The sequence below is a fragment of the Dyadobacter sp. CY345 genome, assembly GCF_021502725.1.
Classification (GTDB): Bacteria; Bacteroidota; Bacteroidia; order Cytophagales; family Spirosomataceae; genus Dyadobacter.
This window is the reverse complement of record NZ_JAKFFS010000005.1, coordinates 23,778-36,645: the sequence shown is the minus strand read 5'-3', so window position 1 is coordinate 36,645 and position 12,868 is coordinate 23,778. Positions and strand designations below refer to the sequence as shown.

Below are 12,868 nucleotides of genomic sequence, written 5' to 3'. Positions count from 1 at the left end.
AAATTAACATCTGTAAGATCCTTATTAATTACGATAAACGGTCTTTAAAACTCTCATATCCAAATGACCGGATCAAGCGAAAAGTGCCATTTTTTTGCCAGATACCAATGGAAGGTAGATTAACACCGTTAAAAGTTGTCGTTTTTACCATTGTATAATGGATCATATCTTCAAAGATAATCTGATCACCGATCTCTAATGGCTTATCAAATGAGTAATCTCCGATAAAGTCTCCCGCAAGGCAGGTCATCCCTCCCATTCTGTACGTTGGTTTTCCCGGTTGTGCTTCCTGGTATGCGCCTCTGATCACAGGTTTGTAAGGCATTTCCAAAGTATCAGGCATATGCGCGGCGAATGAAGTGTCCAAAATCGCCACGTCAATTCCTTGACTATCCATAACATCAAGTACAGTGGTTACCAGCTCACCAGTCCGCCAGGCTATTGCCGAACCGGGTTCAAGAATGACTTCAATATTGTATTTTTCACGAATTTTTTGAACAAGATTGATCAGCTTATCAATATCATATCCTTCTCTGGTCATCAAATGTCCACCACCCATGTTGAGCCATTTCGCCTGATGCAAAAGATCTGCAAAACGAGATTCAAGCGCTTCAAGAGTTCTTTCTAATGTAGATGAATCATTTTCGCAAAGAGAATGAAAATGAATTCCATCGATCCCGGCTGGCAAAGTATCTGGTAATTTGTCGCGGGTTACTCCAAGACGTGAACCAGGTACACAGGGATTATACATATCGGTTTCTACTTCCGAATATTGCGGATTCACACGTATTCCACAGGATAAAGAATGCTCCGGATTGGCTGTTTTGAATTCTTCAACACGCGTCTGAAAACGCTCCCATTGGCTGAAAGAATTAAAAGTTATGTGACTGCTGCGTTCCATAATCTCGGAAAACTCCTGATCAAGGTATGCCGGCATATACGTATGAGCCTGATATCCCATGAAGTCGTTGATCAGTTTAACTTCATTCAGTGAACTGGCTGTTGCCCCGCTCAGATATTCTTTCACGATAGGAAAAGCGCTGTACATCGAAAAACCTTTCAAGGCAAGAATAATCTTGCATCCGGCGGATTTTTGTACATGATCGATCAGAGAAAGGTTTTTACGAAGAAGCGACTCTTCTAAAACAAAACAAGGAGACGGAATATTTGTGTAATCAATTGGCATTTTTATAGACAAATGAACGATGAATCAATGAGGTAAAAGCAATGTTTATTTACATTTGCACACAAAAGTAAAAGATAGAATTGCGAAAAACACATTTTACAATTTTCATTTCAAATTAATAATACAGAACTATGTCCTTCCTCGTGCTTGATATTGAAATGACGGGCCCCGAGCCTGGCTGGAATGAAATCATTCAAATCGGAGCCGAATTCTTTGATGATCAGTGGCGGTCGCTAGGGACATACCTTCAAAATGTGTATCCTGAAAATGAGGAAGCGTTCACTGCCAAATCGGAGGAAGTGCATGGCTTATCCATTGATGATCTGGAAGATGCGCCGATGATATATGACGTTCTGCCGGAATTTGAAAAATGGGTAAAAAAACTAAATGCCGGAAAGCCAAATTTGTCCAACGTCATCATTTGCGGTCAAAGTGTTGTATATGATATAAATTTCCTTCGATATGCCTACAAGAACGAAAAAATGAACTGGCCATTCTCCAACAAACAAATTGACTTGCATACCGTTTCTTATCTTTTCTTTATGATCCTGGAAAAGAATGGACAATCTGTTCCCAGATCGCTTAGTTTAGGCTCGGTTGCGAGCTTTTTCGGTTTTGAAAGGGAAGAGGAAACGCATAATGCTTTGGAAGATGCACAACTGACGGCGCGCTGTTTCAAAGAATTTTTCAAACTGATCGACAAAGTCAAACTGATATGATTGATTACAACCCGAAGGATTGGTTCAAATATATTTTCTACTTTCAAAAGGCAGATACGGTTAGGAAACTGATGCCACTGATCATTTCTATTGGTATCTACACGACTGTCCTTGCTTATCTGATTGTAGTCGACTGGCGGATCGGAGAGAATACGGATCTGAAAAACATATCACTGATGCATTCCCTTCTTGGGTTTGTAATATCCATGCTACTTGTTTTTAGAACAAATACGGCTTACGACCGTTGGTGGGAAGGCCGGAAACAGTGGGGATCATTGATGAATTGCAGCCGAAACCTAGCTTTAAAAATCAGCGGATTGGTTGGTCCGGAGCATACCGAAGTTCGGGAGTTTTTCAGACTTATGATTCCTAACTATGCATTCGCTTTTAAGAATCATTTACGAGGCCATTTTGTGGCCAACGATTTTACAGAAACTTCTACTTTTAAACAGTCGGATCTGCACCTGGATGACCATATTCCCAACCAGATTGCCGCCGCACTTTTTAGCAAATCAATTGCCTTGCAAAGATCGGGGATAATTCTCCCAGAACATCTCATTCTGTTAAATCACGAACTTGAAGCGTTTACCAATATTTGCGGAGCCTGCGAAAGAATAAAGAATACTCCGATACCGTTATCTTATAGCTCATTTATTAAAAAGTTTATCTTTATATATTGTCTTACCCTGCCCATCGGATATGTATTCAGTTTACACTTTCTGGTAATTCCTTTTGTCATGTTTGTCTTCTACATCCTTGCCAGCCTGGAAGTGATCGCCGAAGAAATCGAAGATCCATTCGGAATAGACGCGAATGACCTACCCATTGATAGGATATGTGCGGGCATACAAACTTCTGCTCAGGCGCTTTTAAAGTAACCGAAACAGAAGATTTCATAAGTTTTTCTGCTCAATTATTAGAATTTGATTAAAATTTCAACAATTTTAAATTATTTTTCAATCGTCATTTTGAACCTGTTTTTTGCAAAATTATATTATTTATAGCTGTTGGGTGTAAACCTTAAACCTGTTTTCACAAGTTTTACAATTTTCCAAGTTTAACGCCATATTTTTGCAATCCATTCTCTAAAATCTTGCAAAATCGTTGATTTTAGCCAAATTAGGCACTTTTCATATTAATTTGTTTCTTGCATATGATCCTTCGGGATTGTTGTTATTACTAATTGATAAACATCCAATAATATGAACAAGTTAGCTTTCATCATAGCCGTTATATTTTCAGCAGGAACCTCAATCGCGGCTAACGCGCAGTCGAATCAGGTAGATCCTGGCATCTCGACGCACAATTACAAACACCCGAACAAAGCTGCCAAAGCACGTGCACAACGTAAGGATGAAATTGTTGTTTCGAACATCAACACGATCGAAACATATAGCAAGCAACAGAACACCCGTTACGTTAGCACAACGCCAAAGTATGCGCCACGCGCTACGCCTCTGGTTTTTGAGAGAACGTACCAAAAAGAAGGGGTTGACATTAATCCGTTGATCTCTCCAAGAAACTACAAGACTCCTGCAAACGCAGAAAGAGCTCAGAAGTTAGAAGTAGCCCGAATTCAGTCAAAATCTGATTCTGTTGCTTTTGTAGACTAATCAAACGAATAAATAGAATTAAAACCGGAGCCGAAAGGTTCCGGTTTTTTTATTGCCCGGCGATTTCAACGTGCATATTTTGCAAAAAACCACTTCAAATCAAAAGTTCTTCAAATAGTACAAAAAGTACCTTTTTATCTTATTGAAATAATGCAAATTGACGAAATTAAATTATATGCTTCATCGTTATCATTGCAACAACAGGTAATTTTATATTCCAACCCTGATTAGATTAACACCAAAAGAGAAAACTTACAATTCTGCGAAATATTATATTTTAGTTTTTTAAAAAACAATTAGAATAAGCCGCAGAGCAACTTTTATACACATGTCATATACAATTTTAGCACCGCCTCAATCAAAAAAGTATCTGCGACTTGCAGTAGCTGCATTTTTCTTTGTTCAAGGATTAAGTTTTGCCGCATGGGCAAGCCGTATTCCTGATATCAAGAATATGCTGCACCTTACCGAAGGTGGTTTAGGAACAGTATTGCTAGCGCTGCCGCTCGGGCTCATGGCTAGTTTGCCGATCTCCGGATGGATGGTAACCAAATACGGCAGTAAAAAAATGGTGCTTTTCGGAGCAATATTGTACGCGATCACTTTAACATTTATCGGTTTTGCTACCAGAACAGAACAACTGGTAATCGTACTCTTTGCATTCGGGCTTTGGGGAAACCTTTGTAACATCGCTGTAAATACGCAGGCAGTTGCCGTAGAACAAGTTTATGGAAAATCAATCATGGCTTCTTTTCACGGACTGTGGAGTTTGGCTGGTTTTGTCAGTGCTTTGATCGGGACATTTTTCATCTCCGTCAACATTCCTCCGCATATCCATTTTATGGTGATTGCGGTAGCTGCTTTCGCTATCATATTTACAGCCTACAAACATACGATGCCTGACAGCGAAAAGACTGCTGGTGAAGAACAACCTATGTTTGTAAAACCAGACCGCGACCTGCTGATGCTTGGGCTGATTGGGTTTTGTGCGATGGTTTGTGAAGGTGCTATGTTTGACTGGTCCGGCGTCTATTTTATGGAAGTTGTGAAAGTGCCGGCTTCCATGAAAACCATGGGGTATGTTGCTTTTATGGGAACTATGACCGGCGGACGTTTTGCCGGTGACTGGCTCGCAAATAAAATTGGCAGAAAAAAAATGCTTCAGGTTAGCGGTTTATTTATGGCGTCGGGAATGGCTCTGGCCGTTTTCTTTCCTTATATGGCGTCAGCGACTTTTGGATTGTTACTGGTTGGTTTCGGCGTTTCATCCGTCGTTCCTTTGGTATACAGCGCGGCAGGTAAATCGACAACAATGTCTGCCGGAATGGCGTTAGCAGCAGTTTCTTCAATCAGTTTTATAGGTTTTCTTATCGGACCACCATTGATTGGAATCGTCGCACAAATGGCTGACTTGCGCTTCTCATTTGCTGTGGTGGGTGTACTTGCTTTCTGTACAACTCTTCTTTCTTCAAGGGCAAAATTGATTCAGTAATTTCTCGTTAAGCCTAACCAGGCGAACATATTGGTATATTTTTAGTAGCCGGGATGATATCAAACTCATTCCGGCTACTTATTTTACAAATTATGAAAACCAAATTAATCCTGGCATTTTTTTGCCTTGCATTTTCCTTTAATACTCATGCGCAGAAAGATTCTCTGCGAAATCTGGATATCAATCTGGAAAATTATCAATATCCTTTTCCCGTAAAATTTCTTTCACTCACCATTCAGAAAGAGAAACTACGAATGGCTTACATGGATGTTCAGCCGCAAAAGCCGAATGGAAAAAGCATTATTCTTTTACATGGAAAAAATTTCAATGGGGCCTATTGGGAACAGACTGCCAAAGCATTAACTGAATCGGGATTCCGCGTCATTATTCCCGATCAAATTGGTTTTGGGAAATCTTCAAAACCTGATCACTTTCAATATTCATTTCACCAGCTTGCTTCCAATACAAAGCAAATTCTGGATACTCTTAAAATCTCAAAAGTTATTGTGCTGGGCCATTCCATGGGTGGAATGGTTGCGTCACGCTTCGCGCTCATGTACCCGGAAATAGTTGAGAAACTGATCCTGGAAAATCCTATCGGACTGGAAGATTATAAATTAAAAGTGCCATATCAAACCGTAGATAAATGGTATCAGAGCGAGCTGAAAAGCAATTTTGAGTCAATAAAAAAATATCAGCTTAATAGCTATTATGACGGAAAATGGAAAGACCAATATACACGCTGGGTGAACCTTTCAGCAGGCTGGACGCTCAACAAAGATTATCCAAAAGTTGCCTGGAATAATGCGTTGACATACGATCTGATTATGACCCAGCCGGTTGTATATGAATTTCAGAATATATCAACACCAACGCTTTTGATCATCGGCCAGCGCGACCGTAGCGCAGTAGGGAAAAATTATGCGACGCCGGAAGACCAGAAAACCATGGGAAATTATCCTGAACTCGGAAAGAAAACGCAAAACCTGATCAAAAACAGCCAACTGGTTGAACTTGATAACATCGGCCATCTGCCACACATTGAAGATTTCGATCGTTTTATAAAACCTTTGTTGAATTTTATAAAATAATTAAGACGGACTATGACTTGGTTAAGTTATAGTTCGTTCTTTTCTTTTGTCACGCCTCAACGTCTTTTTCTACAAAAATACGTTGAATAAGATTTTTTGATACTTCTTGGTAATTAAGCTATTTTTAGTCCAGTAAGGCTATTTTTTAGAAAAGTGTGATGTTATGTTTTTCAAAAATGAAAATGTAACTCCTCATAATTTAATATTTAATCCATTTTCTAAAAAGGTCTGATCATTGAAAAAATATAAATTTGATACTCAACTAAGAAGTTGCCAATAGTAATGCCTATGATATATCATTTTTACTTCAAGCTATTTCTCTATATTGTAATAATATTCGTTGGAATCGGGTTGTATTTATTTAATAGAACATCCGAAAAGGGTAATCAGCATGCGCAAAAAGCTGATAAATATTTCATTGGTTTATTGATACTTACCTTCCTTCTAAGACTTCCTTATTTTTTAAATATTGAAGTAAATGTCGATACCAGCACCTGGCTTAGCTCTCTGATCGCCATTAATTATTATCCGGACTGGCTCTGGATATTTTTCAATTTCACAGATTCGCGACCACTGACGGTCTTTCCTTTAATCATCATTTCCTGGCTTGGAGTATCTGTAAATTATTATACCTCTGAATGTCTGGGAGTTATCTTGTGGCTGGGTAGCTTATTTTTTCTCTTCAAAACGCTAAATCTTTACCTTGACAAGTCAGCAAGCCTGATCATTTCTTGGGGACTATGCCTTTTCGTCGGCACAATGTTTCTTCCGGACTATACCTCATATAACTCTGAGCAACTCGGAATTTTAATGCTGACAGGATGTACCTATGGTTACATGCGTTACCTGAGCCATAAAAAAACTCACTACATTTCAATAGGCTTTACCGGACTGATATTAGGAAGTCTTCCTTTTGTAAAATTCCAAAATGTTCCGATGGGATTTTTGATAGCGGCGGCGTTTTTGCTCGAAATTCTTTTACGAAAGGAATGGGGAAACGTTATGCTTTTTATTTTCGGAGGTATATTACCAACTTTGATAGTCAATATTTATTATCTGTCAGAAAACAAACTGATGGTTTTTTGGAACAACTACTTTTGGAATTATTTCTATTACTCCTACACTACCCAGTTTTCAAACGTCCCGATCAGTGAACGATTTAATCCAATCCGAATACTGAATTTTATCTACTATTCGGCCAATTCCCGCATTTATATGTTTTCCGCTACATTCGTAATCATTGCGGCGGTAATTTCCTGCTCGAAAACTTTCAGCTTTTGGACACTTAAAAATAAGAAAACGATTACCTTCTGTGTTCTTTTTCTCTTAATCAGTCTCTATTCCGTGTTGCAATCCGGAAATTCTTTCCAGCATTACAGGCTATATCTGTTCTTACCGCTCACTTTACTTCTGGGAGTTTTTGTTGCACTAGCCGCCCAGGAACATAGAAAAAATCTTCTGATTTCCTTGTTAATTGGCTGCACAATTATGGCTGGTTTTAATCTTTATATACGCCCTGAAAAAGCAGACACATCTTTCCAGAATTTAGATTCACTTGTTGTTAGATACATTGAAAAAGAGACCAATCCCAGCGAGCCAATCGTAGTCTGGGGATGGCGCGACCGATTATATGTCCTGGCACACCGGCCCATGGGATTTAGAGATGCGCATACTTTTCATTTTTCGTTAAAATCTAAACTAATACCAAACTGGACAAAAGATTTTATAGAAGACATGGAAAAGAACAAACCTTCTTTATTTATTGACGCTACCCAGCCAGCTGACTATTCTATTTTTAGCAAGATGCTTTTACCCTACGAAAAAGTGCCTGTGATAAATGAATACGTACAAAGTCATTACACGCTGATAGCGAAAATCGAAGGAACACGTATTTTGAAACGAACTCGTTAAAAATCCGGAAGGTCTTCAATAAGTTGACCCACCGGATTTTTTAAATGATTTTAAGCTAAAAACTGTCTTAAATAATTTCTACTGGTCAGGATCGCACTTTGCACGTCCGTGATATTGGATTCGTAAGCCTTATCCTCAACTTCAATCACAACTGGTCCTCTGTAACGGACATCCGTCAGTGCTCCAAAAAATCCGCGCCAGTTAACATCACCCAGTCCTGGTAGTTTTGGCGAGTGATATTCCAGCGGATTTGCCATGATCCCTACCTGATCGAGTTTATCTTTATATAATTTCACATCCTTCAAATGGATATGATGAAGCCGTTCCTTATATTGATAAATCGGTTTAACTTCATCCATCATCTGCCATATCATGTGCGAAGGATCGTAATTCAGACCGAAAATAGGACTTGGAATAATCTCAAACATTCTGTCCCAAACAGCAGGACTGATAGCAAGATTTTTACCGCCCGGCCATTCATCATCGGTAAAAAACATCGGGCAGTTTTCAATTCCGATTTTGATATTATTTTCTTCGGCAACTTTCACGATAGTAGGCCAAACGTCAGCAAATGTTTTTAAATTATCCTTGATGCTTTTAGAAGGATCGCGGCCAATGAAAGTTGTGACAACAGGAATATTTAATTTGGCCGCACCCCGAATCACCTGCTTGATATGTTCAATATAAAATTCAGATTTTTCAGAATCCGGGTCCAAAGGGTTGGGATAATAACCCAAAGCGGAAATATTGACTTGCGCTTCTTTCAAAGCATAATGAATTTCCGAAACTCTTTGGTTAGTCAAATTATTTACGTCAATATGTGTAACGCCAGCATAACGGCGACTGTCAGCATTGTCGGAAGGCCAGCACATCATTTCGATACAGGAAAATCCGTTGTTCCCTGCAAATTTCACAACGTGCTCAAAACTAAAATCAGCCAATATCGCACTGTTGAAACCTAATTTAAGCATAATGAAAGGGATTAGTTTTTGTAATCAATTTATTTTTAGTCAGATTTTCAGTGGTGAAATTAGCGATATCCTTGGAGAATCGAACGAATAACCGACACATTCAAAGCAATTACCGCAAAGGTTTTTTACTCAACTCCGCACTTCGTACATTTCAGAAAATTGCCGCATATGAAGATCAGGATCATTAAGGTTTTAAGTCATATTTTTTTCGTTTCCGCTTTTTTGGCCTTGCCGTATATTTTCGCGCCGACAGGTTTTCCATCTTTTGAAGAAATGCAGAAAAACGCCCACGAACGCACCAACTTACTTTCATATTTGCTGATGCTTGCATTTTTCTATTTCAATTATTACGTCCTGATTCCTAACTATTACTTTGCTAAAAAGTATTTCAGGTATATCACAATTGTCCTGGGTTTCTTTTGTTTGTTAATCCTTTTCATACATCAGCTTGACAGAAAACCTGGCATTTTAAAACCCTATCCTGATCGTCCGCCGAAAGTGATGCGGATGGAGAAACCGCCAGGGGCTTTTGAAAACAGCCAGACCATGTTTCTTTTTCTTGTCGGCGTTGTAGTTTCATTAGCATTGAGGATCAATGACCTCCTGAAAAAAGCCGAACAGGAAAAGCTGCACACCGAATTATCATACCTTAAAGCACAAATTAATCCTCATTTTCTTTTTAACACCTTAAACAGTATCTATTCATTGGCCATAGAAAAGTCGGATCGCACGGCCGATGCGGTGGTTATGCTTTCCTCGCTGATGCGTTATGTCATCCGTGATGCCAGCGAAAGTCTGGTTCCGCTTGATAAAGAAATTGAATACATTCAGAATTACGTATCCTTACAGAAATTGCGTTTGGATGATACTGTGTTCATTAATTTTCAAGTCAGTGGTTCTATTACTAGCCAGAAGATTGCACCCTTGATTCTGATTTCTTTTATCGAAAATGCGTTCAAATATGGCGTAAATCCCGAACAAAAATCATTGATCGAGATTTCGATCATTCTCGAAAATGAAATGCTGGATATGCGTGTTTTGAATAATAAAGTCAGATTCAGCAGTCAGGAAGCGGATTATTCCGGTGGAATTGGTTTGGAAAATACGCGAACCAGGTTAAACTTTATTTATCCTTCCAGGCATTCACTAATGATTCTGGATAATGCTGACAATTTCACGGTTGACCTAAAACTAAATCTCGCATGATCAAAGCTATCGCATTGGACGACGAACCTCCGGCGCTTCGAATTCTTGCCAATTTCAGCGAGCGGATTGATTTCATTGACTTGCAAAAAACTTTCATTCGTACCAATGACGCGATGGAACACCTGAAAAATAATCCTGTCGATCTTATTTTTCTTGACATCAATATGCCATCCATCTCGGGACTAGATTTTTATCAGACTATCCAACAGGACGTTATGGTGATATTCACAACTGCATATGCGGAACATGCAGTGCAGGGATTTAATTTAAAGGCGATAGATTATTTGTTGAAGCCTTTTACTTTCGAGCGTTTTCAGCAGGGTGTCAGCAAGGCAAACGAGTACCATCAATTTAAGAATCCTCGCAAAAACACAAAATATCTGTTGGTAAGAGCTGATTACAGCTTACATAAAATAGCTTATTCTGATATTCTTTTTATTGAAGGGCTTGACGACTATTTGAAAATTCATACGCAAAATGCAAAGCCGCTGGTCGCCCGAATGACGATGAAAGCCATACTGCAAAAATTGCCGGAACAGGAGTTTATTCGCGTTCATCGCTCGTATATAATCCCATTTGCTCGAATTGAGAATATTAGGAACAAAATCATAAGTCTGGCTGGGGAAGAAATCCCGATTGGTTCGAGTTATGAGGAAACGTTTGCAAAGAGATTTAAAGCTTAATACCGGAATAAATTTTGTAAATAAAATAAAGTCCGGGATCAAACTTTTTGTCCGGAAGTTTTTTCAGCTGCATATTTCATCAAGGAATTGTGACCTTCATCAATTCAGGCAGCCATCTGTAACTATACCGCACCAATAAATCACTCGAATTTTAGTAATATTGATACAAGAAAGCAGCAAATCGGCTAAAAATTCGACATTGTGGCTATTCTTGTTATGACTATCAACCAATCTAGATCAACAAAAAAAATGGCAGATTCTGAACCTGGTATCGGCAAAAAGATACTGAGCTTATTTATTAATGAAAGTACAGAACCTACACAAGTGAAACCGGTTTCTGACACACCAATAGAGCAGCCAAAACCTGCCCCCGCCGCTACTGTCCCCAATGTTGCCGGAACTGCGAATGTCGACCGGAAATTTGTAGAGCATTTTGTGGATTTACTTGAAAAAGCGAATCTGCCCGGTCCGGATTATTTCGAATTCAAGCAAGCTTTGCAGAGCATGGATAGCCTGGGATTGGGTGAAGAAAAACAGTTTCAGGCGGCATGGGCAAGTTTTAAAGCCATGGGTGGAATCAAGGATCAAGCAATTTTAAAGACATCGGCAGAGCAGTATCTCTCCATTTTAAGCAAGGATCGGGAGTCATTTTTGAAAGATGTTGAAAAGGCAATCAAAGAGCGCGTTGGGTCTTTGACGGATGAAGTTAAAAAACTTGAAGACAATAACGTTGCTTACGCGCAAGAAATCGCGAATCTTCAAAAGAAAATTGATGACAACAAAAACCGTTTAGGCCAGATCTCGGGAGAAGTGGCAGAGCAAAGTTCTAAACTAAATGCAAACCGGGACAGTTTCGAAATAACTTATCAGAGTTTTGTAGAACAAATGAATTCAGATCTTAATAAAATCAACCAATACATTAAATAAAACCTTCAACCATGGCATCACCAGACTTCACTCAAATCGGCGGCTCGCAGGATGACATTTCCAAGCGATCCTATTGGAGCAAGCCGGAAGGAATTACCTCATTGCTTTTTCTCGGCGGACTTGGCGCTTTTGGCTTATATTATTGGAACAAACTGGCTGCGTTTCTGATTGACGTAACGCAGAATACCCTTTACCTGGGGTTTTTGCTGGCAGTATTGGCTGTTTTGGTTTTTCTGTTTACCAGTAAAGATGTGCGGACCGCAGTTTTTTTCCTGTTTAAAACATTAATGCGGAAGATTACCGGTCTGATTATCAAGCTTGATCCGATTGCTATCATGAAGATCTACATCGACGATCTAAAAGAAAAACGTGAAAAAATGCAGGGTCAGATCAACATTCTTGCAGGACAGCTTGTAAAATTAAACAAGAAGATTAGTGAGAATAATGAGGAGATCAAGCAGAAATTTGCGGAAGCTAATAAGGCTAGCCAGATGACGGACCGCCCGGGTATGAAGGAAACTGCTTCGCTCGCAACCATCGAAGGCGCCGGTTTGCAGGAAATGAATGAGAAATTATTTCCATTGCAGCGTAACATGAAGACTATCCTTGAATTCATGGAAAAGGTGAACAAAAGCGCAGATTATATCATCAAGGAAACGGAGATCAAGGTAAAACTGAAAGAAGCGGAATATAGAATTGTCAAAGAAAGTTCGAATGCGCTGCGTACTGCGGTTAGTATCTTCAAGGGCAATCCAGATAAGAAGTTTTACTTCGACGAATCGATGGAATATATCCAGGACGATATGAGCATGAAACTCGGCGAGATGAAACGCGCTATGGACCTTTCTCTTGATTTTATCAACGGCGTAGATGTTCAGAACGGACTTTTGTCAGACAAAGGTCAGGCTATGCTGGAAGCTTACAATAAGGGAGAATTCAAATTGATTCAACTCGATGCGCCTAATCCGCCGTCCCGCTCGATTGACCCTCCGAAAAGTTCAAGTTATAAGGGCTTACTGGACTAACGCGATTTATTACCATTACATTTTTCAATTTACTTTAAACAAAC

12 protein-coding genes are annotated in these 12,868 nt (G+C 39.3%); 10 read left to right on the top strand and 2 right to left on the bottom strand.

Annotated features, from left to right (window positions below; translation table 11 throughout):
- Nucleotides 1–28: 28 nt before the first annotated feature.
- Nucleotides 29–1,186, bottom strand: coding sequence for a carboxynorspermidine decarboxylase (gene nspC, locus L0657_RS20780; protein WP_235152692.1), 1,158 nt, complete (start codon nucleotides 1,184–1,186; stop codon nucleotides 29–31).
- 131 nt (nucleotides 1,187–1,317) lie between these two features.
- Between nspC and L0657_RS20775 the strand changes: the two genes are divergently transcribed.
- The 6 genes from L0657_RS20775 to L0657_RS20750 all read left to right on the top strand — a co-directional run bounded on the left by L0657_RS20775 (nucleotide 1,318) and on the right by L0657_RS20750 (nucleotide 8,012).
- Nucleotides 1,318–1,905: a 3'-5' exonuclease gene (locus L0657_RS20775; protein ID WP_235152691.1), complete on the top strand. Its 588-nt coding sequence runs from the start codon at nucleotides 1,318–1,320 to the stop codon at nucleotides 1,903–1,905.
- A complete protein-coding gene (locus tag L0657_RS20770; RefSeq protein ID WP_235152690.1) occupies nucleotides 1,902–2,783 on the top strand; it encodes a bestrophin family protein in 882 nt (293 codons plus the stop codon). The genes L0657_RS20775 and L0657_RS20770 overlap by 4 nt, the downstream gene beginning before the upstream one ends.
- Before the next feature lie 324 nt (nucleotides 2,784–3,107).
- Nucleotides 3,108–3,518 (top strand): hypothetical protein, encoded by a 411-nt coding sequence (locus tag L0657_RS20765; RefSeq protein WP_235152689.1) that lies wholly within the window; start codon nucleotides 3,108–3,110, stop codon nucleotides 3,516–3,518.
- A gap of 328 nt (nucleotides 3,519–3,846) precedes the next feature.
- On the top strand, nucleotides 3,847–5,010 hold the full coding sequence (locus L0657_RS20760; protein WP_235152688.1) for an MFS transporter: 1,164 nt from the start codon (nucleotides 3,847–3,849) through the stop codon (nucleotides 5,008–5,010).
- A 92-nt stretch (nucleotides 5,011–5,102) separates the two neighbouring features.
- Nucleotides 5,103–6,101: an alpha/beta fold hydrolase gene (locus L0657_RS20755; protein ID WP_235152687.1), complete on the top strand. Its 999-nt coding sequence runs from the start codon at nucleotides 5,103–5,105 to the stop codon at nucleotides 6,099–6,101.
- Nucleotides 6,102–6,389: 288 nt separating this feature from the next.
- Nucleotides 6,390–8,012 carry a hypothetical protein gene (locus L0657_RS20750; protein WP_235152686.1) on the top strand — a complete coding sequence of 541 codons (1,623 nt, stop codon included), beginning with the start codon at nucleotides 6,390–6,392 and terminating at the stop codon, nucleotides 8,010–8,012.
- 50 nt (nucleotides 8,013–8,062) lie between these two features.
- On the opposite strand, the gene L0657_RS20745 is transcribed toward L0657_RS20750, so the two are convergent.
- A complete protein-coding gene (locus L0657_RS20745; protein ID WP_235152685.1) occupies nucleotides 8,063–8,983 on the bottom strand; it encodes a sugar phosphate isomerase/epimerase in 921 nt (306 codons plus the stop codon).
- Nucleotides 8,984–9,151: 168 nt separating this feature from the next.
- On the opposite strand from L0657_RS20745, the gene L0657_RS20740 reads away from it, so the two are divergent.
- The 4 genes from L0657_RS20740 to L0657_RS20725 all read left to right on the top strand — a co-directional run bounded on the left by L0657_RS20740 (nucleotide 9,152) and on the right by L0657_RS20725 (nucleotide 12,824).
- Nucleotides 9,152–10,189, top strand: a complete 1,038-nt coding sequence (locus L0657_RS20740; protein ID WP_235152684.1) for a sensor histidine kinase — start codon at nucleotides 9,152–9,154, stop codon at nucleotides 10,187–10,189.
- On the top strand, nucleotides 10,186–10,872 hold the full coding sequence (locus L0657_RS20735) for a LytTR family DNA-binding domain-containing protein (protein WP_235152683.1): 687 nt from the start codon (nucleotides 10,186–10,188) through the stop codon (nucleotides 10,870–10,872). The genes L0657_RS20740 and L0657_RS20735 overlap by 4 nt, the downstream gene beginning before the upstream one ends.
- A 249-nt stretch (nucleotides 10,873–11,121) precedes the next feature.
- Nucleotides 11,122–11,799: a hypothetical protein gene (locus L0657_RS20730; RefSeq protein ID WP_235152682.1), complete on the top strand. Its 678-nt coding sequence runs from the start codon at nucleotides 11,122–11,124 to the stop codon at nucleotides 11,797–11,799.
- 11 nt (nucleotides 11,800–11,810) lie between these two features.
- Nucleotides 11,811–12,824: a hypothetical protein gene (locus L0657_RS20725; RefSeq protein ID WP_235152681.1), complete on the top strand. Its 1,014-nt coding sequence runs from the start codon at nucleotides 11,811–11,813 to the stop codon at nucleotides 12,822–12,824.
- Nucleotides 12,825–12,868 lie beyond the last annotated feature (44 nt).

Excerpts from the sequence above, each read along its gene's own strand:
- L0657_RS20730 (WP_235152682.1), top strand. The coding sequence starts at position 11,122 with ATGGCAGATTCTGAACCTGGTATCGGCAAAAAGATACTGAGCTTATTT.
- L0657_RS20770 (WP_235152690.1), top strand. The coding sequence starts at position 1,902 with ATGATTGATTACAACCCGAAGGATTGGTTCAAATATATTTTCTACTTT.
- L0657_RS20735 (WP_235152683.1), top strand. The coding sequence starts at position 10,186 with ATGATCAAAGCTATCGCATTGGACGACGAACCTCCGGCGCTTCGAATT.
- L0657_RS20740 (WP_235152684.1), top strand. The coding sequence starts at position 9,152 with ATGAAGATCAGGATCATTAAGGTTTTAAGTCATATTTTTTTCGTTTCC.
- L0657_RS20760 (WP_235152688.1), top strand. The coding sequence starts at position 3,847 with ATGTCATATACAATTTTAGCACCGCCTCAATCAAAAAAGTATCTGCGA.
- L0657_RS20725 (WP_235152681.1), top strand. The coding sequence starts at position 11,811 with ATGGCATCACCAGACTTCACTCAAATCGGCGGCTCGCAGGATGACATT.
- L0657_RS20745 (WP_235152685.1), bottom strand. The coding sequence starts at position 8,983 with ATGCTTAAATTAGGTTTCAACAGTGCGATATTGGCTGATTTTAGTTTT.
- L0657_RS20775 (WP_235152691.1), top strand. The coding sequence starts at position 1,318 with ATGTCCTTCCTCGTGCTTGATATTGAAATGACGGGCCCCGAGCCTGGC.
- L0657_RS20765 (WP_235152689.1), top strand. The coding sequence starts at position 3,108 with ATGAACAAGTTAGCTTTCATCATAGCCGTTATATTTTCAGCAGGAACC.
- L0657_RS20755 (WP_235152687.1), top strand. The coding sequence starts at position 5,103 with ATGAAAACCAAATTAATCCTGGCATTTTTTTGCCTTGCATTTTCCTTT.
- L0657_RS20750 (WP_235152686.1), top strand. The coding sequence starts at position 6,390 with ATGATATATCATTTTTACTTCAAGCTATTTCTCTATATTGTAATAATA.
- nspC (WP_235152692.1), bottom strand. The coding sequence starts at position 1,186 with ATGCCAATTGATTACACAAATATTCCGTCTCCTTGTTTTGTTTTAGAA.